We start from the raw sequence: 19,624 nt of genomic DNA, 5'->3' as shown, positions 1-19,624 counted from the left end.
GGCGGGATTCGGGGTCACCGAAGCAGCGCGGGGGCGGCGAGTCGGCCCGCACACGCGGAGTCCCAGTACCGGGGGCACTTGGGACCGAGTGTCAGTCAGGCACCACGCCTAACGACCGTCGGATTCGGTGCGTTCCCCACCCCGGACAATCGGCGTCTCGTTCGGCGCCTCGGTCTCGTCGACCCCGGCCGAGCCGTTGTCACCCGCGCCGGCATCATCGTCCGCCCCGTCGCTGACCAGGCTTCCGTCCATCCTGCGCGGTGCCATCTCCTTGCGCAGCAGCTTGATGACGAAGGCACAGAACACGGTCGCGACAACCACTGGCGGGATGAGCGCGGACAATACGTCGATCAGTCCAGGAGGAAGCACTGACGACAAAAAGTCACCCATCGAAGCGGCCTACCCTTCCCGGTTGTTACTTATTGCAGCAAATACCCGACTCAGTGTCGGGACAGTCCTGGGGGGATGGCGCTCCGGCACGACCGGGCAAACGCATACCAGACATCATAGACATCGTTTGCCCCCGGTTTGACACCGGACGTACCGAAGACGCCCCGGCAAAGCCCGTTGCGTCCAATGTCCGGTCGGCTGTTCCGGTGTCACGCGGAAGACCTCCGACGCGGAGACGGTCGAGCAGTGGCGGCACCGGCAAAACCGGTGTGGCCGAACGTCCCGAAGTCACTTCACCGGGGAACCGGCGATCCAGGCTGACGCAGGTACACATTACCTGCCTTGTTCCACATCCATACCACCCGGTGCACTTAAGCGCCTACAGCGGCGGGAGGATGAGACGAACGGTTCGGAAGGGGGGAAGCACGTCCTATCCGGACCCCAAAACCTTTAGCCGGGCGCACTCGCCGGAGTCCCGTCGAGGTGCACAAGCATCCGGGTGTTCCCCAGGGTGTTGGGTTTGACCCGCTCGAGGTCGAGGAATTCGGCCACGCCCTCATCATAGGAACGCAGAAGTTCCTCGTAGACACGGAAGGGGACCGGAGTGCCCTGGATCGGGGCAAAGCCGTGTTTGGCGAAGAAACCGGTCTCGAATGTCAGACAGAACACACGCCGTACTCCCAACTCACGCGCAGTGCCCAAAAGCTCGGTCACGATTCGGTGACCGACACCGAATCCGCGCAGAGAGGGGTCCACCGCGACCGTGCGCACCTCCGCCAGGTCCTCCCAGAGGACGTGGAGGGCGCCACAGCCGACCACGCGGAGCTCACCCTCCGGCGGCGGGGGCTCGCCCGGTGTGTCGTCAGGAAGCGTCTCGGCCTCGGCCACCCAGAACTCCTGGATGTCCTCGTAGAGGTTGACCGTGCTCTTGGAGAGCACTCGCCGGTCGACGGAGTAGGTGTCGACGAGGCGGCGGATGTGGGTGACGTCGCGCGTCCTGGCGCGGCGGACCCGGACATGACGAACGGGCATAGCCGGACCAGACTACGCCCACGTGACCTCCCACCGGAACGCTCTTCATCCGGTGGGCGGAAACGCGCGGTCTCCTGGGCCGGTATGCCCGCGGTGTGTCTCCCGGCAGTCACCGGGAAGCGTCAGGTCGAAAAGACCGGTCGGACGACCGGATCAGATGAGCTGACGCCTCGCGGCCCACACGACCGCCTCGATGGGTGTGTTCACGCCCAGCACGTCGCAGATGTTGCGAATACGGCGACGCAGGGTTCGGGCGCTGAGCTCGAGGTGCCGAGCGGCCACTTCGGTGGTGACACCGGTGGCGATCTCGGCGAGCAGTTCCAGCTCTTCGTGGCTCAGCTCAACCGGCGTGTAGGCGCCGTTGAGCGTGTTCTCACGCGACCGGGCCTGCAGGGGAACCACGTTCTCCCTGTGCTCCCGCGGCGAGAGGGTGTTCTGATCCTCAACGGTACGTCGTACGAGTGTGGCCTGTTCCACTCCGTCCTCCCTCATCCATGTGAGTGCGGAACATCAACTCGTCACCGAACGATCGAGCGCATCCGACTGGATTGTCGGCGCGGGCGAGTCCCGGCCACCCCGGACCGCTCCCGGAGCCCCTCTGGCACAGGGGTGGGAGTCGGAGGGGAGCACAAGGACACACGAACCCCGAACGTCGTGGTCTGGGACGGACAGACCACACCATGGGTGCGTGTGCGGCGGGTTCTCGGTCGCATCTCGACCCGAACCCCTGCTCACCGTTTTCTCGATGCACTTCGGCAAACTCGCGGACCGAAGCCCGCTCTCAGCACGCTAGGCGGAGCAGATGATACCGTCAAGGCCCAATAAATCACCATGCGTGATTAAGCAAAGCCACTCAGTCACAATGCCATGGGCCTGGAAATATCCTCCCCATCCTGACCTGCGTAAACAATCTCCAACAAAGGCACGGCCCCGGCAAGCCCACTCCTCAGGGAAAAACTGTGCTCTGCCTTCGCAGGACATCCCCTCCTGGCTGGGAGTTTGTTCCGTATGACCGACAAGTGAGCCAGATCTCGTGTTCTCAACCACATAAGCGCAGGCAGGGGCCTACACGTCGGGGCCGTCGCACCTGAGGTGCGACGGCCCCGAATTGCTCTTTCGGTCATCCCTCTATGGAGATTAACCCTCTGCTCATTCCCTGGGCAGGGTCAAAGGATCGAGGCTAGTCCCCAGAGGGCTTCACGATCGGGAAAAGCACAGTTTCCCGAATGTTCTTGCCCGTGAAGGCCATGAGCAGGCGGTCGATCCCGATGCCCACGCCGCCGGTGGGCGGCATGCCGTACTCCAGCGCGCGCAGGAAGTCCTCGTCGAGCTGCATCGCCTCGGGGTCGCCCTCGGCGGCCATCAGCGACTGCTCGGTCAGCCGGCGGCGCTGCTCGACCGGGTCGACCAGCTCGGAGAAGCCCGTACCGAGCTCCATACCGAAGCCGATCAGGTCCCACTTCTCGGTGAGGAGCGGGTCCTCACGGTGCTGGCGGGTGAGCGGACTCGTCTCGACCGGGAAGTCGCACACGAACGTGGGCTGGATCAGCGTGTGCTCGACCAGCTCCTCGAAGACGTGCTCGACGAGCTTGCCCGGGCCCCACTCGTGGCTGTACTCGACACCCTTGGCCTCGGCCAGGCGGCGGACGTCCTCGATCGGCGTGCGCGGGGTGACCTCGGCGCCCAGGGCCTCGGAGACCGAGCCGTACAGGGTGATGCGCGGCCACTCCCCGCCCAGGTCGAAGGTCTGGCCGTCACGCTCGATCGTGGTGGAGCCGAAGACCGCTCGGGCCGCCTCCTGGACGAGCTCGCGGGTCACCTCCGCCACGTCGTTGTAGTCGGCGTAGGCCTGGTAGAACTCCAGCATCGTGAACTCGGGGTTGTGCGTGGAGTCCGCGCCCTCGTTCCGGAAGTTCCGGTTGACCTCGAAGACCTTCTCCAGGCCGCCCACGACCAGCCGCTTGAGCGACAGTTCGGGAGCGATGCGCAGGTACAGGTCCATGTCGTAGGCGTTGATGTGCGTGACGAACGGACGCGCCGTGGCGCCGCCGTGCACGCGCATCAGCATCGGGGTCTCGACCTCGATGTAGTCGCGGGAGCCCAGCCCCTCCCGGATCGCCCGGATGGCGGCCGATCGGCTGCGCACCATCTGCTGCGACTCGGGGTTGACGATGAGGTCCACGTAGCGCTGGCGCACCCGGGCCTCGGGGTCGGTCAGGCCCTTGTGCTTCTCCGGGAGCGGACGCAGGCACTTGGCCGTCAGCGTCCAGTCGCTCACCAGGACGGACAGCTCGCCGCGGCGGGAGGTGATGACCTCGCCCTCCACACCCACGTGGTCGCCGAGGTCGACATCGGCCTTCCAGGCGTCGAGGCTCTCCTGGCCGACCTGGTCCAGGGACAGCATGACCTGCACGTCCCCGGTCTCGTCGCGCAGGGTCGCGAAGCACAGCTTGCCGCCGGAGCGGTAGAGCATGACGCGACCGGCGATGGCGACCTTCGCCCCGGTGTGGGTGTCGGGCTCCAGGCCCTGGTGTTTCTCACGCACGGGGCCGATCGACGTCGTCCGCGGGTAGTTCACGGGGAAGGGATCGATGCCCTCCTCCCGGAGACGGTCCAGCTTCTGGCGCCGGACCCGCATCTGTTCGGGCATGTCGTCGTAGTCGTCGTGCGTGTCATTCACGGCCCCGATCCTACCGGCGCCGACACCCCCGGACGCACCACGAACCGGTTCTCCCGAGCCCGCGTCCAGCGCCGCGACCGGAACCGCAGGGGTGGGCGGTGTCACCGCCCACCCCTGCCCTCAGCCGGTGTTGCGGGCGAAGACCAGGCGCAGGCCGGTGAGGGTGAGCCAGGGCTCGTGGACGTCGACCGTCTCGCACTCGCTCACCACCGTCGAGGCCAGGCCTCCGGTGGCGACCACCGTCACGTCGTCGGGGTTGTCGGTGAGCTCGGCGACCATGCGGTCCACGATCCCGTCGACCTGCCCGGCGAAGCCGTAGACGATCCCCGAGCGCAGCGCCTCCGTGGTGTTCTTGGCGATGGCGGTACGCGGCTTCACGATCTCGACCATGTGCAGCTGCGCGCCCCGCCGGGAGAGGGCGTCCACCGAGATGTCGATGCCCGGCGCGATGGCGCCGCCCACGTACTCGCCCTTGGAGCTGACCGCGTCGAAGGTGGTCGCGGTCCCGAAGTCCACCACCACGCAGGGCCCCCCGTAGAGGTGGCTGGCGGCCAGCGCGTTGATGATCCGGTCACTGCCCACCTCCTTCGGGTTGTCCATCCGGATCGGCACGCCCGTCTTCACACCGGGTTCGACGATCACCGCGGGCAGGTCGCCGAAGTGGCGGCGGAACATGTCCCGCATCTCGTGCTGGACGGAGGGAACCGAGCAGCACATCGCGATGCCGTCGACCTCGTTCAGGTTGCTCAGGGAGCTGCCGTCGATGAGTCCGCGCAGGACCACCGCCCACTCGTCCGCGGTGCGCCTGGTGTCGGTTCCCACCCGCCAGTGTTCGAGAAGGTCGTCGGATTCGAAGAGACCGAAGACCGTCTCGGAGTTGCCGACGTCGATCGCGAGCAGCATTCTGGGGGCCTCACTGGTCGAATTGGGATGTACCAAAGGAATCTTCCACCACGCGGACCGCTCACAACAGGTCGAGCGCGATATCCAGTGCCGGACTGGAATGGGTGAGCGCCCCGACGGCCAGGTAGTCGACGCCCGTGCGGGCGACGTCGGCGGCGACGTCGAGGGTGAGTCCTCCGCTGGACTCCAGCCGGGCCCGGCCGCCGACCAGGGCCACCGCCTCGGTGAGCTGGTCGACGGTGAAGTTGTCGAGCAGGATCTCCTCGGCCCCGGCGGCCAGCGCGTCCTCGACCTGGTCGATCCGGTCCACCTCGACCTCCAGGGGCAGGTCCGGGAAGCGCTCGCGGATGGCGCGGACCGCCTCGCCCACACCCCCGGCGGCGACCACGTGGTTGTCCTTGACCAGGCCGGCGTCGCTGAGGCTGTACCGGTGGTTCACCCCGCCGCCGCAGCGCACCGCGTACTTGTCGAGTGCGCGCAGGCCCGGTGTGGTCTTCCGGCTGTCCCGGACCCGGGCTCCGGTGCCGGCCACCGCGTCCACCCAGGTACGGGTGGCGGTGGCGATCCCGGACATGTGGGTGAGCAGGTTCAGCGCGGTGCGCTCGGCGGTGAGCAGGTCGCGGGTGCGGGCGGTGACGGTCATGAGCACGTCCCCGCGCTTGACGGAGTCACCGTCCTCCGCCCGCCGGGCGACCTCCAGGGCTCCCTCGGCGACCAGCCAGAAGACGAGTTCGGCGAGGGGGAGCCCGCTGACGGTGCCGTCGGCGCGGGCCACCACGTGGGCGGTGCGGACCTGGTCGGCGGGGATGGTCGCCACCGTGGTGACGTCGATGCGGGGCCCGGCGGTGAGGTCCTCGGCGAGGGCGCGGCGGACGGTGTCCACGTGTGACTGGTGCGGCGCCGTCCAGGGGAGGGTGAACTCGGCGCGGGCCTCGGGTGAGGCCTCCGGCCGGGCGAGGGGGAACGCGACGGCGTCGAGCTCGGCCACGAGGGCGGGCGGGAGGGAGGGCTGCCAGGTCTCGTCCGTGGTCACGATCGAGTCCCCTTCCAGTCGGACGACCACGGGCCGCACACGCAGCTCGGGTCGGGGTTCGGGTGCGTCGGCGCGCTGGTGCGAGCCTCGGCTCTCGGTGCGGTGCAGTGCGGCGGCGGCCACGAGGCGGGCCACGGTGAGCAGGTTGGTGGCCTCCCAGGCGGCGACGTCGGGGGCGACGTGCTCGGCGGGTGCGGCCAGGGCGTCGAGCCTGGTGACGAGTTCGGTCAGGCCCTCACCGGTGCGCAGGACCCCGGCGTCGCGGGACATCAGGGCGCGGACGGTGGCGGAGGAGTCCGGGTCCACCAGCGGCGTGGTGGCGCCCAGGGGCTCCGCGCCGCCGGAGTCCGGTGCTGCCGGAGCCCCGGCCGGGGCTTCGGCCAGGCGGGCGGCGATCCGGTCCGCGTAGACCAGCCCCTCCAGCAGGGAGTTGGAGGCCAGGCGGTTGGCCCCGTGCACTCCGGTGCGGGCGACCTCGCCCACGGCCCACAGTCCGGGCACCCCGGTGCGGCCGTCGATGTCGACCTCCACACCGCCGGAGGCGTAGTGCGCGGCAGGGGCGACCGGGATGGTCCGGGTGAGCGGGTCGATGTCGTGGGCGCGGCAGGAGGCCAGGATGGTCGGGAAGCGGCGCTCCCAGGTGGCCCGGCCGAAGTGGCGGGTCTCCAGGTAGACGTGGTCGGTGCCCTGTTCGGCCATGGTCCTGGCGATGGTGCGGGCCACGACGTCGCGGGGGGCGAGGTCGCCGAGCTCGTGCACCCCTTCCATGATCCGGCGGCCCCCGGCGTCCACGAGGTAGGCGCCCTCGCCGCGCAGGGCCTCGGAGATGAGGGGTTGTCGGCCGCGGGCGTGCGGGCCGAGCCACAGGACCGTCGGGTGGAACTGGATGAACTCCAGGTCGCGCAGGCGGGCCCCGGCCCGGGCGGCCAGGGCGAGCCCGTCGCCGGTGGACACGGTCGGGTTGGTGGTGGCGGCGAAGACCTGGCCCATGCCGCCGGTGGCCAGCACGACCGCGGGGGCCACGACGGCGCCGACACCGTCGCGCTGCCCCTCCCCCATGACGTGCAGGGTGGCCCCGCGCACCGCGCCGCTGTCCGGATCACGCAGGGCGTCCAGGGCGACGGCGTGCTCCACGACCTCGATGCGCTCCTCGTCCAGGACCGCCTGGACCAGGGCGCGCTGGATCTCGGCACCGGTGGCGTCGCCGCCCGCGTGGACCACCCGGTCGGCGCGGTGGCCGCCCTCGCGGGTCAGGGAGAGCCCGCCGTCGTCGTCCCGGTCGAACTCGGTGCCGAGGGAGATGAGCCAGCGCAGTGCGCCGGGGCCTTCGGTGGCCAGGACGTTGACGGCGTGGGGGTCGCACAGCCCGGCCCCGGCCAGGTGCGTGTCGACCATGTGGGCGACGGGACCGTCCTCGGGCGCCATGGCCGCGGCGATGCCGCCCTGGGCGTAGGCCGTGGAACCGGTGGAGAGACGGTCCTTGGTGACCAGGACCACCCGGCCCGCGTCGGTGCGCTGGACGTACCGCAGGGCGGTGCTCAGGCCCGCGATACCCGAACCGACCACCGCTACGTCCGCGTGGACGAACCAACTGGGTTCGGGTGCCTCGATACGGGACTGTCTGGCAGAACTCATCTGGGGTCTCTTTCCGCGATGCCGCCGGTGGTCGGCGGCCGGCCGGGAACGGCCTAGAGGTTCACCGACACGTTGTCGATGAGTCGGGTGGCGCCCACACGGGCCGCGACGGCCAGGACGGTCTCACCCCGGTGGCCGGCGGCGACGTCGGCGAAGGTGGCGGGGTCGACCAGGGCCAGGTAGTCGGGTTCGAGCGGCGGGTCGGCCTTGGCGGCCTCCTCCAGGACGGCCCGGGCCGCCTCGCGGACGGCCTCCGCCCCGCCGGACGCGGCGTCGGCGCCGGCGCGCAGGGCCCTCGACAGGGCCAGGGCGCTGACGCGCTCCTCGTCGGAGAGGTAGGCGTTGCGGCTGGAGGAGGCCAGCCCGTCGGGGTCGCGCAGGGTGGGGGCGCCGACGATCTCCACGGGGAGGTCGAGGTCGGCGACCAGGCGGCGGACCAGGGCGATCTGCTGGGCGTCCTTGGCCCCGAAGACGGCGAAGTCCGGGCGGACCAGGTTGAACAGCTTGGTGACGACGGTGAGGACGCCGGTGAAGTGGCCGGGGCGGGAGGCGCCCTCCAGGCGTTCGCCCATGGCACCCGCGTCGACGGTGACCATCTGCGGGAGGGGGTACACGGTGGCGGTCTCGGGGGCGAAGACCACGTCGACACCCTCCTCACCGCACAGCGCGGTGTCGCCGGGCAGGTCGCGCGGGTAGCGGTCGAAGTCCTCGTCGGGGCCGAACTGGAGCGGGTTGACGAAGACGCTGACCACCACGGTGTCGGCCTGTTCCCGGGCCAGCCGCATGAGGCTGCGGTGGCCGCCGTGCAGGGCGCCCATGGTGGGGACCAGGCCCACCCGGCCCGCGTCGGCCAGGGCGGCGCGCAGCTCCTTCGCCGTGCGGACGACGAGCGGACCCCGGGCGGGGTCGCGCGGAGCGGTTTCGGTCATGGTTCTCTCCTTGATGGTCTGCCGCAGCGGCATCGTGTCCGGGACGGTGCCCGGTACCCGTGCGCTCGCCGGTGGACGTCGTGGTCGCGGCGCTTCCCGTCGGCTGGGGCGCTCCGCGCTCTGGGAGGGAGTGGTTCGTGGGTGTTCGGAGCCGTACGGCCGCCGGAGCGGCAGCGGTCGGGGCGGTCAGCGCCGGAGGACGTCGAGCAGGCGCACGGCGTCCTCGGGTTTGAGCATCCCCGCGTTGATGGCGCGGTCCGCGGTGAGCCGCGCGAGCTCGACGTAGCTGGCCACGCTCTCGGGCGCGTTCTCCCGCAGCTGCTCGACGTGACCGGCCACGGTTCCGGCGTCACCGCGCAGGACCGGGCCGCTGAGCCCGTGGATGCCCAGGCGCAGGGCGTTGTCCAGGGCGGCGCTGAGCATGGGCGCGAGCATCCGGCCGGGCTCGGGCACCCCGGCGGCGCTGAGCAGGGAAGCGCTGTCGGCGACCAGGGTGACCAGGTGGTTCGCCCCTCCCGCGAGTGCCGCGTGGTAGAGGGTGCGCTTGTCCTCGGCGATCCACACCGGCTCGGCGCCCATCTCGACCACGAGGGCCTCGGCGATGGGGCGGAGCTGTTCGGGCGCGGTCACGCCGAAGGCGCAGTTGGCCAGCCGGTCGACGTCCTCGTCCCGCCCGGTGAAGGTCATGGCCGGGTGCAGGGCCAGGGGGAGGGCTCCGGCGACGGTGGCGGGGGCGAGGACGCCGTAGCCGTGGGCTCCGCTGGCGTGCACGATGATCTTGCCGCGCAGGTCGGTCCCGGTCGCCGCGAGGCCCTCGACGAGGTCGAGCAGCGCGTCGTCGGGGACGGTCAGCAGAACGAGGTCGGAGGCCTCAGCCACCTGGGCGGGTTCGAGGATCCGTGCGCCGGGCAGGCGTTCCTCGACCCGGGCCACCGAGGCGTCGGAGACCGCCGAGGCCGCCACGACCTTGTGTCCGGCCCGTGCCAGGGCGACGCCGAGAACGGAGCCGACCCGGCCGGCCCCGATGACGCCCACGCGCAGGCGGGCGGGACGCCCCTCTGTCGTCTCCATGTTCCGTGTCCCCTCGTGGTCCCGGCGCGGCCGTTTCTCCCCGCACCGCTGAGCACACGATAGCCCTCCCGGACCGGTGACCTGCCGCCCCGCCCCCTCGGGAAGAGCGCGCACACGGGAGCGGGGACGGGCTCCGTTGCCCGTCCCCGCGAGTTCACCGCGCCCCCTCCGTCAGAGGGGTCCCCGGGATCAGTTCTGGATGATCACGCCGGAGTTGAAGCAGGAGCCCACGGACTGGCCGAGGACGGCGTTGGAGTTGCCGCAGCCGTAGTTGGTGTTGTCCACACCGTTGATGTAGGCGATGTTCCCGCTGACGTCGGAGCCGTTGCCCGAGGTCCAGGCGCCGGCGTGCGCCGCGACCGGGGCAGCGGAGAGGAGGACCCCAGCGGAGGCGAGGACCACGGCACCGGCGGCGAGCGTCTTCTTCAGCACTACTTGTCTCCTTTTGTGTCCGGGCGGGGGGACCGGCCGGACTCGCAGTGTTTCTTTCCCGACACCCGGGGGGTGCCGAGAAAGAAATTACCGAGACACAAGCCCCATGAACATGCCTTGAACTGCATTGATCACGGAAAACCACCAAAGTTCACACTGGGTAGCAGAACACCCCGGGGCCGATCGGGACAAAGGCGGGGAGTTCGTCACCCCACCCGTGCGCGCAGCGTTACCGCAGTTCAGGGTTGCAGCCAGGCACCAATGCCGATTCCGGGCGTGCACCGCGGTCCGACCCCCGGGCACAGGAAAAGGGCGCCACTCCGTCGTCACGGAGTGGCGCCCCTTGCGCGGAAAGCTCGCTGGCCTCGGTCGGGTCGGTTCAGTCGGGACGTCTCCGACTGGACACCCCCGCCCGGCCGGGCCGGAAAGTCAGAGTGCGGCTAGTTCAGCACCTTGGCGTCGGAGTCGGTGCAGGAAGCACCGGAAACGCCCAGGATGGAGATGGCGTTGCCGCAGACGTTGATCGGAACGTCCAGGTCGGCGACGAGCTGGTTGCCGCCGAGGATGCTGCCGTTGCCGGAGGTGAAGACGTTGCTGTTGGCCATGGCCGGAGCGCCGGCGAACAGGACGCTGCCAGCGGCAGCAGCGATGGCCGTGGCGGCGAGAGCCTTCTTCAGCATGTGTTTCTCCCGTCGGACCGGAGGGCAGGGGCGCCAACCGGTCGATAACGTTGACGATGTGTATGACAGTGAACACTCAACGTGTTCACCCCTATTTAGCCACACTCGGTCGCCGCACGTGACCAGAACGCAGAAGAATTCTGCAACCCTGACCTGGAGATATCACCAATAGTGATCAGACATGTCGGATATGGATCCCTTAACTGGAACCACTTCAGCACCACAATGTGAGGCACGCCACAGTCATCTCTCGGGGGTGTCACCGCTTCGAACTTCCGGTTCCTCGCCCTCGTCCCGGTTGGTTACCGACTCTCCGCGCATGGTCGCCCGAGTCGCCCACCGTTCCGTTCCCGCGGAAGGCACTCTGGCCCGCCTTCCGTACTCGACCAGGGCGTCCAGGAACCGGCGCCCCTCGTCCGCCGCACGGTCCGACGCACGCCCCGTGACCGGCCCCGGGGGTGTGTCCACGTCGACGGTCGCCCTCCCCCTGAGCTGGGCGAGCGGCCCCGAGGACAGCCGCAGCGTCTGCATCCGCTCGACCGGGACGATCTCCGTCACCCGGCAGAACCGCCCCCGCACACTCACGAACAGCCGCTCGTCCACCCCCGCGGCGTTCGACATCAGGCCGCGGTTGTCCACCAGCGGCACCGACGACGCCTCGCTCTCCGGGAACAGCTCGTTCACCAAGGAGAACGCCCGCCCGCGCGGTGCCACCGGGAGCAGGTCGGCGGAGTCGCCCTGGCGCGCGCCCGCGTACCCGGCCACGGTCGCCTCGACCCTGGCCACCCCCAGCGCCCGCCACAGCAGCGGCTCCACCACCCGCACGGCCTGGACCCGACCGGGCGGAACCGTCTGCATGCGGCGCTGGAACATCCCGTAGCGCAGCCGCAGCCCGTCCGAGGACAGCGAGGCGTAGAAATCCGTGTACCGGGCCAGCGGGCCCCAGTAGTAGCGCAGCAGCCCCAGGACCAGCGGAACGGCCCCGCCCAGCACACCGGGTTCGAGGAACACCACGAACGCCGTGGCCAGCAGGAGCAGCAGGATGAAGCACAGCAGCACCGGGACCCGGAAGGTCAGGGCGCCCAGGAGCAGCAGGAAGGGCAGGCGGTAGAAGGGCCACTCGGGCGCCTCGGGCGAACGCCCAGGCAGCCCGGCGGCGTGCGCCAGCACCGCCACCCGCAGCCGTTCCGCCACCCCCCGGCGCAGACAGCGCAGCCGGATGGCGCTCCCGTCGCCGCCGGCCAGCTCGATCCGCAGCTCCGCCAGCCCGAACACCTGCATCAGCAGGGGCTGCACCACGTCCACCGCCTGCAGGCGGCTCAGTGGAATCTCCCGGGAACTGCGCAGGACCAGACCGCTGTGCACCACGAGGTGGTCCTCGCGCAGCCCGAAGGTGCCGTACCACCAGGCGGGCAGCGCGTAGGCGAGGGAACCGAACACCACGGACACACCCAGCAGGAGCACCCAGGCGTAGCCGAACGAGATCAGGATCGGCCCGATCAGCGCCACGAACACCAGGGTGACCGCGAGGACCTGGAACGGGATGACCAGCCAGTGGGAGCGGAAGACCCCCGTGGTGACGTCGCCATCCGGATCGGGCTTCCGCGGCGGCCCCGGCGGCGGTGCGCCCCAGGCGTACCGCGGCGGCAGCATCGCCGGACCCCAGCCGGGCGGCGGGCCGGGCTGCGGACCGGGTGGCGGACCGGTCGGCTGCGGAGCAGGTTGGTGGTATCCGGGCTGCTGGGGCCCGTGAGGCTCGGGCCCGGCCTGCCGGCCCTCGTACGGCCGGGGTCCGGGCTGCTGCGGCGGTCCGTGCACTTACAACCCCGTTGAGAAGCTCTCGCTGCGCGCCGCGAGCCGGTCGCGCAGCTGGACGGCATCGGCGAGCGGAAGCCCCACCACACGGGTGTCCGCGGTGCTCGCGGCGGTGCGCACCCGCACGGTCGCGATCCCCAGCGCCTGTTCGAGCAGGTCGGCGGTGACGTCCACGACCTGCATCCGGCCGTAGGGGACGACCACCAGTTGGCGGACCAGGACCCCGTAGGTGAGGTACAGCTCGGCGGTGGCCTCCGCGTACCCCCAGGACCGCTGGAAGCGCCCGGCCAGGAACCAGAGGACGGCGGCGGCCACCAGGACCAGCGCCGCCCAGACCCCGGCCAGGACCGGTTTCCCCCACAGGAGCAGCAGCAGCGCGCCCCCCGCGCCGAGGGCCAGGCAGCCCGCACCCGTCACCAGGCGGCGGTACCAGGCCAACGCGGTCGGGATCCGCTGCCAGGTCGTGTCCCCGGGCGCGGTGAAGGCGTCGTCCACGGGACGGGGCGGCCGTTCGGCCCCCTCCGCTGTCGGTGATGTCGGTTCACTGGTGTCCACCGCCTCAGTCAACCATCAGCGGGCAAGCCCCGTCCGAAACGGCTCGGCCCGAACCGGCATCCGAACCCGCCGCGCGGCCGGGCCGACCCCTCAGGCGAGCCCGGGGGTGTCGTCCCCGTCCTGGTCGCCGTCGTCCTCCGGAACCCGGCAGGCGTGCTCCAGGTAGAGGGCGGCGGCCAGCAGCAGCCCGGCGGCGAGCGCCGTGCCCAGCGCCGTCAGGAACACCTCGCGGTGGCTGGGCAGCTCCAGCCGGTCGGAGACGGCCAGGGCCGTCCCCGCGAAGAACCCCGTGGCCAGTGACGCGAACAGCGCGCTCGCCTTGGCCAGGGCCACCAGCCGGGCCGCGCTGAGCGGCTCGATCGGCTCGGTCCCCGGCGCCCGGCGGATACGGCGCGCGGTGCGCCCCGCGGTGAAGGCCTCCGCGAAGGCGAGCAGCAGCAGGGTCGGGATCGCCGACCACGGCATCAGCGGCAGACCGCTCACCGAGTTGGCGACCAACAGCCCGGCCAGGGCCCCGAGGAGGGCCAGCAGGGAAGGGACACGCCACCCGGTCGGGGTGAGCGTGCCCCTGCCGTCATCGGACACGGTCCGCCTCCCCCGGCAGCCTCAGCCGCAGGTCCTCCCGGCGCGTCAGCAGCTGTTCCCCCTCGGTGTCCGCGGCCTCCACCCCGGCCAGCAGGGTGGCGACCGGGGCCCGTCCGGGCAGGACCGCTGCCGGGTCCGTGTCCAGCCAGGGGCGCAGCACGAACGCGCGCAGATGGGCGCGCGGGTGCGGCAGGGTCAGCTCCGGGTCGTCGTCGGTCAGCTCACCGAAGGCGATCACGTCCACGTCCAGGGTGCGCGGGCCCCACCGGACCTCGCGGACCCGTTCGAAGGCGCGCTCCGCCGACCGGGCCAGCTCCAGCAGCTCCTTCGGCTCGCCCGCGGTGTCCACGACCAGGGCCGCGTTGAGGTAGGCGCCCTGTTCGGGCCCGCCCACCGGAGCGGTCTCGTAGACCGGCGACACCGCCACCGGCGTGCTCCCCGGCCCGGTCGCCAGCAGGTCCACGGCACCTTGGAGAGCGGCCATGCGGTCGCCGAGATTGGAGCCCAGGGAGAGCACGGCACGCGTCACCACTGTTCCAGCCTCCCTCTCACCGTCAACCTCACCACTGGCCCCGCTTCCCCCGGGTGACGGTGACCGCCACGTCGGTGAACTCGTGCTCGATGGGGGCCGACGGCTTGTGCACCGTCAGCTCCACACCCTCCACCAACGACTCGGCCAGGCACACCTCGGCCAGCCGTTCGGCCAGGGTCTCGATCAGGTTCACGGGCTCGCCCGTCACCACCGCGACCAGCCGGTCCGCGAGCAGGCCGTAGTGCACCGTGTCGCCGACGTCGTCGCTGGCCGCGGCGGGGGCCGTGTCCAGGTACAGCACGGCGTCGACCACGAAGTCCTGGCCCTCGCGGCGCTCGAAGTCGAACACCCCGTGGTAGCCCCGGGCCCGGAGGCCCCGGAGCTCGATGCGGTCCCGCATCAGTCCTCGGCCTCCGCCTCGTCGTCGTCCTCCATCAGCACCGGGGAGGCGTGGTGCGACCACAGCCGCCACCCCTGGTCGGTGTCGACGAACAGGTTGGTGGTGACCACCTGCCCGCCCGCCACGAACCCGGGGCTGCCGTCCTCCGCCGTGAGCACGTTCTCCTCGCAGGTCACCATGGCGATGTCGCCGCCGACCCCGATGTGCGTCTCGGTGAGCACGTACTGGATGTAGGTCACGTTGGCCATGATCAGCGACCAGGCGCGCATGATCTCGGTCCGGCCGCGCAGCAGCGGCCATCCGGGGTTGACGCACACCAGGTCGGGAGCCTCGTGCTCCTCCGCCCACACGGTGCGCATCAGGTCGATGTCGCCGTTCTCGATGGCGCTGTAGAACTGCGCGTTGGCCTCGGCGACGCGCTCCATGACCTCCTGGCGGGACTTCACTGGCCGCTCCGGTCCACGGTCTCGCCGCGGCCCTCGTCGAGCCCGGCACCGCCGTCGGCCCAGGCCGCCGCCACCCGTACGGCGTCGGCGTTGGGACGGACGTCGTGGACCCGAACCGCCCAGGCGCCCCGGTCCGCGGACAGGGTGGTCACGGCCGCGGTGGCCGCGTCGCACTCCACGAAGGGCCGTTCCTCGCCCTTGGCGTCACCGAGCAGACGGCTCAGGAAGCGTTTGCGCGATCCCGCCACCAGGACGGGCCGGCCGAGTTCGTGGAACCGGTCGAGATGCTGGAGCAGCGCCCAGTTGTGCGCCTGTTCGGGGCGCTTGGAGAATCCCAGCCCCGGGTCCAGAACGATCTGGCCGGGGTCGACACCTGCACTGATCATGGCCTCCATACGGTCGCGGAGCTCATCGAGGACCTCCTGGACGACATCCGTGTACACGGCACGGCTCTGCATGTCATGACTATGCCCACGCCAGTGCATCAACACATAGGCCACACCGGAAGAAGCGACAAGTCGTGCCATCTCCGGGTCGGCGAGCCCGCCGCTGACGTCGTTGACCAGCACAGCGCCGGCCTCGACCGCGTTCGCGGCGACCTCGGCGCGCATCGTGTCGACGCTGACGGCGATCCCCCGCGAGGCGAGTTCGCGCACCACCGGCTCGACCCGGCGCAGCTCCTCGGCGGCGGAGACCCGTTGGGCGCCGGGGCGGGTGGACTCACCGCCCACGTCGACGATGTCCGCGCCCTCCTCGACGAGGTGCAGACCGTGCTCGATCGCACGCTCGGGGTCGAACCAGGACCCGCCGTCGGAGAAGGAGTCGGGGGTGACGTTCACGACCCCCATGACCAGGCACCGCCCGCGGTCGGGCAGCCCCGGAAGTGTGTGTTTCGGCGCCATGCGCATCACCCTACGCGTACGCCGAGGGGCCGGAGGCACACGGCCCCCGGCCCCTCGGCCGGTGTTGTCGGAGTGTGTCCGGACGCTGTCCGGCTCCGCTCCGGTCGGCGCCGACCGGTGGGTGCCGGTCCGGTCAGCGCCGGTCCAGAATGAGGCTCATGGCCTCGGCACGGGTGCGGTCGCTGCTGCGGAAGATGCCCCGCACCGCGGAGGTGACCGTCTTGGCACCGGGCTTGCGCACCCCGCGCATGGTCATGCACAGGTGCTCGGCCTCGATGACCACGATCACGCCGCGCGGGTCGAGGTGGTCCATGATCGCGTCGGAGACCTGGCCGGTGAGGCGCTCCTGCACCTGCGGGCGCCGGGCGTAGACGTCGACCAGGCGGGCGAGCTTGCTCAGCCCGGTGATCCGGCCGTGCGCACCCGGGATGTAGCCCACGTGCGCGACCCCGTAGAACGGCACGAGGTGGTGCTCACAGGTCGAGTACAGCTCGATGTCCTTGACCAGGACCATTTCCTCGTGGTCGGCCTCGAAGACCGTGGTGAGGACGTCACCGGGCTTCTGGCCGAGCCCGGCGAACTGCTCCTCGTAGGCCCGGGCGACCCGCTCGGGCGTCTTGGTCAGACCGTCGCGGTCGGGGTCCTCCCCGATGGCGATGAGGATCTCCCGAACCGCGTGCTCGATGCGCTCGCGGTCCACGGATCTGGCAGGCAGGTCCGGGCTCACTCCTGGTCTCCTTCTGTGCTGGTGGACGGCCCCGGAAGCTGGCCGTTGGTGGAGGAGCCCTGGATCTCGGCGCCGTTGAGCGAGGCCAGCTCCTTCTTGGAGCGGACCGGCGGCCGGTTGGAGGGCTGACGCTTTCCGTAGCCGGTGTAGGAGCCACGCGAGGGCCGCTTCTCGACCGGCGCGAAGATCTCCAGCACCTGGCTCTTGGTGAGCGTCTCCTTCTCCAGCAGCTGCACGACCAGGTCGTCGAGCACGTCGCGGTACTCGACGAGGACGTCGTAGGCCTCGTCGTGCGCGGACTCGATGAGGCGGCGGACCTCCTCGTCGATGATGGAGGCGATCTCCTCCGAGTACTCGCGGGCGTGGGACATCTCCCGGCCCAGGAACGGCTCGGTGTTCGAGGAGCCGAACTTGCGGGCGCCCAGGCGCTCGCTCATGCCGTACTCGGTGACCATGTTGCGGGCCAGGTTGGTGGCCTTGTCGATGTCGTTCCCGGCACCCGTGGTGGGCTCGTGGAAGACCAGTTCCTCGGCGGCGCGTCCGCCGAGCATCATGGCCAGCTGGTCCATCATCTGCGAGCGCGAGGTGAGGAACTTGTCCTCGGTCGGCACCGACATCGTGTAGCCGAGGGCGCGGCCGCGCGGCAGGATCGTGATCTTGTGGACCGGGTCCGAGTTGGGCAGCGCGTGGCCGACCAGGGCGTGACCGCCCTCGTGGTAGGCGATGACCTTCTTCTCGCGGTCCGACATCACGCGGGTCTTGCGCTCGGGGCCGGCCATCACGCGCTCGATGGCCTCCTCGAGGACGGCGTGGTCGATGACCTTCTTGTCCCCGCGGGCCGACAGCAGGGCGCCCTCGTTGATGACGTTGGCCAGGTCCGCGCCGGTCATCCCGGCGGTCTGGCGGGCGATGACGGTGAAGTCCACGTCGTCGGCCATCGGCTTGCCCTTGGAGTGGACCGCGAGGATCTCCTTGCGGCCGTCCATGTCCGGGCGGTCCACGACGACCTGGCGGTCGAAGCGGCCCGGGCGCAACAGGGCCGGGTCGAGGATGTCGGGGCGGTTGGTGGCGGCGATCAGGATGACGCCGCCCTTGACGTCGAAGCCGTCCATCTCGACCAGCATCTGGTTGAGGGTCTGCTCGCGCTCGTCGTGCCCGCCGCCCATGCCGGCTCCGCGGTGGCGGCCCACGGCGTCGATCTCGTCGATGAAGATGATCGCGGGGGCGTTCGCCTTGGCCTGCTCGAACAGGTCGCGTACACGCGAGGCGCCCACACCGACGAACATCTCGACGAAGTCGGAGCCGGAAATGGAGTAGAACGGGACCCCGGCCTCGCCGGCGACGGCGCGGGCCAGCAGGGTCTTACCGGTTCCGGGCGGCCCCATCAGCAGGACGCCCTTGGGGATCTTGGCCCCCATCGACTGGAACTTCTCGGGGCTCTGGAGGAACTCCTTGATCTCGTGGAGCTCCTCGATGGCCTCGTCGGCACCGGCCACGTCCTCGAAGGTGTTCTTCGGGGTGTCCTTGGTGATGAGTTTGGCCTTGGACTTGCCGAACTGCATCACCCTCGAACCGCCGCCCTGCATCTGGCTGAAGATGAACCAGAAGATGACGATGATGATGACCAGCGGCAGAAGGCTGAACAGGGCCGTGGTCCAGATCGGGGTGGTCGCGACCGACACCTCGTAGGAGTCCAGGTTCCCGTCGGGGTTCTGGCTGGACTCCTGGAGCATGTTGGCCAGTTCCAGGCCCTGACCCTCGACCCAGTACGCCTCGTGGATGTCACCGTCGGTGTCGGTCAGCTGGATGCGCTGGTCGCGGTCGACGATCTCGGCGTTGTCCACCCGGTCCTGCTCGATGAGCTGGTAGACCGTCGAGATGTCGGTTTCCTCGGGCTGTGGACCGGCGCCGACGTCGAACACGCGGAAACCGATGACGAGCATGAGGGCGACGGCCAGGATCCAGATCCACGGGCCGCGGAAAAAACGCTTCAGATTCATGTGAGCGGAACCCTGTCGGGTCCGTCCCTCCTGACCAGGCCGCCCGCCTCAGAGGACTTTCCGAAGCAGGACCTATCGGACACGTGCTCCCCGCGATGACGCCGGGATATTCGACGCTACACCTCGCCGTGCGGAGCGGGCACACCGCTCAGGCCGGACACGAGGCCGTCATGAAGGCAACGACGGCGACCCGTTCCCTTGTTCCCGTGGCCGCCGTTCCCGTGAACGCCGCCGCGCGGGGCCCCAGGGCCCGGCACGGCGGCCGGGGAGCCTACTTCTCGTAGACGTGCGGGGCGAGGGTGCCGATGAACGGCAGGTTGCGGTACTTCTCCGCGTAGTCGAGCCCGTAGCCGACGATGAACTCGTTGGGCAGGTCGAAACCGATGTACCTGACCTCGAGGTCGACGTCGAAGGCGAGGGGCTTGCGGACCATGGTGCAGATCTCCACGGACTTCGGGCCGCGCGACTTCAGGTTGCCCACCAGCCAGGAGAGGGTCAGCCCGGAGTCGATGACGTCCTCGACGATCAGGACGTCGCGGTCCTTGATGTCGGTCTCCAGGTCCTTGAGGATGCGCACCACACCCGACGAGGTGGTTCCGGCCCCGTAGGAGGAGACGGCCATCCAGTCCATGGCGACGGGGCTGTGCAGTGCCCGCGCGAGGTCGGCCATGACCATGACCGCGCCCTTGAGCACCCCGACGATCAGCAGGTCCTTGCCCGCGTAGTCCGCATCGATCTGCGCCCCCAGCTCGGCCAGGCGCGTCTTGATCTCTTCTTCGGTGACCAGGACCTTCTCCAGGTCCTGACCCATGTCCTTAGCGTCCACGCTGATTCCTCGCTGCTGGGTTCCCCGTTTGCGGCAACCAGGATAAACGTG

Annotated in this window: 20 protein-coding genes; all 20 read right to left on the bottom strand. The window is 70.2% G+C overall.

The annotated features are described in order from the left end of the window. Positions 1–108: 108 nt before the first annotated feature. The 20 genes from D458_RS0118745 to hpt all read right to left on the bottom strand — a co-directional run bounded on the left by D458_RS0118745 (position 109) and on the right by hpt (position 19,573). On the bottom strand, positions 109–390 hold the full coding sequence (locus D458_RS0118745; RefSeq protein ID WP_026119460.1) for a hypothetical protein: 282 nt from the start codon (positions 388–390) through the stop codon (positions 109–111). A 450-nt stretch (positions 391–840) separates the two neighbouring features. Further along, a complete protein-coding gene (locus D458_RS0118740; protein ID WP_017588289.1) occupies positions 841–1,422 on the bottom strand; it encodes an amino-acid N-acetyltransferase in 582 nt (193 codons plus the stop codon). A 153-nt stretch (positions 1,423–1,575) separates the two neighbouring features. Beyond that, complete coding sequence (locus D458_RS0118735; protein ID WP_017578778.1) at positions 1,576–1,899, bottom strand: LuxR C-terminal-related transcriptional regulator; 324 nt, start codon at positions 1,897–1,899, stop codon at positions 1,576–1,578. A 703-nt stretch (positions 1,900–2,602) separates the two neighbouring features. Beyond that, entirely contained in the window at positions 2,603–4,102 is a 1,500-nt protein-coding gene (lysX, locus tag D458_RS0118730) for a bifunctional lysylphosphatidylglycerol synthetase/lysine--tRNA ligase LysX (RefSeq protein ID WP_017588288.1), read from the bottom strand. 120 nt (positions 4,103–4,222) lie between these two features. Next, positions 4,223–5,005 (bottom strand): type III pantothenate kinase, encoded by a 783-nt coding sequence (locus tag D458_RS0118725; protein WP_017588287.1) that lies wholly within the window; start codon positions 5,003–5,005, stop codon positions 4,223–4,225. Positions 5,006–5,066: 61 nt separating this feature from the next. After that, a complete protein-coding gene (locus D458_RS0118720) occupies positions 5,067–7,673 on the bottom strand; it encodes an L-aspartate oxidase (protein WP_026119459.1) in 2,607 nt (868 codons plus the stop codon). A gap of 53 nt (positions 7,674–7,726) precedes the next feature. Beyond that, entirely contained in the window at positions 7,727–8,602 is an 876-nt protein-coding gene (panC, locus tag D458_RS0118715) for a pantoate--beta-alanine ligase (RefSeq protein WP_026119458.1), read from the bottom strand. Between the two features lie 186 nt (positions 8,603–8,788). Continuing rightward, positions 8,789–9,673: a Rossmann-like and DUF2520 domain-containing protein gene (locus D458_RS0118710; protein ID WP_026119457.1), complete on the bottom strand. Its 885-nt coding sequence runs from the start codon at positions 9,671–9,673 to the stop codon at positions 8,789–8,791. Positions 9,674–9,862: 189 nt separating this feature from the next. Beyond that, a complete protein-coding gene (locus D458_RS0118705; RefSeq protein ID WP_017588283.1) occupies positions 9,863–10,105 on the bottom strand; it encodes a hypothetical protein in 243 nt (80 codons plus the stop codon). A gap of 440 nt (positions 10,106–10,545) precedes the next feature. Beyond that, entirely contained in the window at positions 10,546–10,785 is a 240-nt protein-coding gene (locus tag D458_RS0118700) for a membrane protein (protein WP_017588282.1), read from the bottom strand. Between the two features lie 243 nt (positions 10,786–11,028). Beyond that, the gene (locus tag D458_RS0118695; RefSeq protein ID WP_017588281.1) at positions 11,029–12,438 is read right to left on the bottom strand and encodes a PH domain-containing protein; all 1,410 of its coding nucleotides are present in this window, start codon (positions 12,436–12,438) and stop codon (positions 11,029–11,031) included. 165 nt (positions 12,439–12,603) lie between these two features. Next, positions 12,604–13,095 carry a PH domain-containing protein gene (locus D458_RS0118690; RefSeq protein ID WP_017588280.1) on the bottom strand — a complete coding sequence of 164 codons (492 nt, stop codon included), beginning with the start codon at positions 13,093–13,095 and terminating at the stop codon, positions 12,604–12,606. A gap of 150 nt (positions 13,096–13,245) precedes the next feature. After that, positions 13,246–13,740: a DUF3180 domain-containing protein gene (locus D458_RS0118685; protein ID WP_017588279.1), complete on the bottom strand. Its 495-nt coding sequence runs from the start codon at positions 13,738–13,740 to the stop codon at positions 13,246–13,248. Next, complete coding sequence (gene folK, locus D458_RS0118680; protein WP_017588278.1) at positions 13,730–14,269, bottom strand: 2-amino-4-hydroxy-6-hydroxymethyldihydropteridine diphosphokinase; 540 nt, start codon at positions 14,267–14,269, stop codon at positions 13,730–13,732. The genes D458_RS0118685 and folK overlap by 11 nt, the downstream gene beginning before the upstream one ends. 31 nt (positions 14,270–14,300) lie before the next feature. Beyond that, on the bottom strand, positions 14,301–14,672 hold the full coding sequence (folB, locus tag D458_RS0118675) for a dihydroneopterin aldolase (protein ID WP_017588277.1): 372 nt from the start codon (positions 14,670–14,672) through the stop codon (positions 14,301–14,303). Continuing rightward, on the bottom strand, positions 14,672–15,118 hold the full coding sequence (locus D458_RS0118670) for a nuclear transport factor 2 family protein (protein WP_017588276.1): 447 nt from the start codon (positions 15,116–15,118) through the stop codon (positions 14,672–14,674). The genes folB and D458_RS0118670 overlap by 1 nt, the downstream gene beginning before the upstream one ends. Next, positions 15,115–16,020 (bottom strand): dihydropteroate synthase, encoded by a 906-nt coding sequence (folP, locus tag D458_RS0118665; RefSeq protein WP_017588275.1) that lies wholly within the window; start codon positions 16,018–16,020, stop codon positions 15,115–15,117. The genes D458_RS0118670 and folP overlap by 4 nt, the downstream gene beginning before the upstream one ends. A 133-nt stretch (positions 16,021–16,153) precedes the next feature. Then, complete coding sequence (gene folE / locus D458_RS0118660) at positions 16,154–16,747, bottom strand: GTP cyclohydrolase I FolE (protein ID WP_017588274.1); 594 nt, start codon at positions 16,745–16,747, stop codon at positions 16,154–16,156. After that, positions 16,744–18,747, bottom strand: a complete 2,004-nt coding sequence (ftsH, locus tag D458_RS0118655; RefSeq protein WP_017588273.1) for an ATP-dependent zinc metalloprotease FtsH — start codon at positions 18,745–18,747, stop codon at positions 16,744–16,746. The genes folE and ftsH overlap by 4 nt, the downstream gene beginning before the upstream one ends. A gap of 271 nt (positions 18,748–19,018) precedes the next feature. Continuing rightward, positions 19,019–19,573, bottom strand: a complete 555-nt coding sequence (gene hpt / locus D458_RS0118650) for a hypoxanthine phosphoribosyltransferase (RefSeq protein ID WP_026119454.1) — start codon at positions 19,571–19,573, stop codon at positions 19,019–19,021. Positions 19,574–19,624 lie beyond the last annotated feature (51 nt).

Origin of the sequence: Nocardiopsis ganjiahuensis DSM 45031, assembly GCF_000341085.1 — a bacterium.
Lineage (GTDB): Bacteria > Actinomycetota > Actinomycetes > Streptosporangiales > Streptosporangiaceae > Nocardiopsis > Nocardiopsis ganjiahuensis.
The sequence above is the reverse complement of the archived record's forward strand: the minus strand, read 5'-3'. Positions and strand labels throughout refer to the sequence as shown.

Bases quoted from the DNA above. Each gene is read 5' to 3' on its own strand.
- D458_RS0118745 (WP_026119460.1), bottom strand. From the start codon at position 390: ATGGGTGACTTTTTGTCGTCAGTGCTTCCTCCTGGACTGATCGACGTA.
- D458_RS0118740 (WP_017588289.1), bottom strand. From the start codon at position 1,422: ATGCCCGTTCGTCATGTCCGGGTCCGCCGCGCCAGGACGCGCGACGTC.
- D458_RS0118725 (WP_017588287.1), bottom strand. From the start codon at position 5,005: ATGCTGCTCGCGATCGACGTCGGCAACTCCGAGACGGTCTTCGGTCTC.
- D458_RS0118720 (WP_026119459.1), bottom strand. From the start codon at position 7,673: ATGAGTTCTGCCAGACAGTCCCGTATCGAGGCACCCGAACCCAGTTGG.
- panC (WP_026119458.1), bottom strand. From the start codon at position 8,602: ATGACCGAAACCGCTCCGCGCGACCCCGCCCGGGGTCCGCTCGTCGTC.
- D458_RS0118710 (WP_026119457.1), bottom strand. From the start codon at position 9,673: ATGGAGACGACAGAGGGGCGTCCCGCCCGCCTGCGCGTGGGCGTCATC.
- D458_RS0118700 (WP_017588282.1), bottom strand. From the start codon at position 10,785: ATGCTGAAGAAGGCTCTCGCCGCCACGGCCATCGCTGCTGCCGCTGGC.
- D458_RS0118695 (WP_017588281.1), bottom strand. From the start codon at position 12,438: ATGCTGCCGCCGCGGTACGCCTGGGGCGCACCGCCGCCGGGGCCGCCG.
- folB (WP_017588277.1), bottom strand. From the start codon at position 14,672: ATGCGGGACCGCATCGAGCTCCGGGGCCTCCGGGCCCGGGGCTACCAC.
- folP (WP_017588275.1), bottom strand. From the start codon at position 16,020: ATGGCGCCGAAACACACACTTCCGGGGCTGCCCGACCGCGGGCGGTGC.
- ftsH (WP_017588273.1), bottom strand. From the start codon at position 18,747: ATGAATCTGAAGCGTTTTTTCCGCGGCCCGTGGATCTGGATCCTGGCC.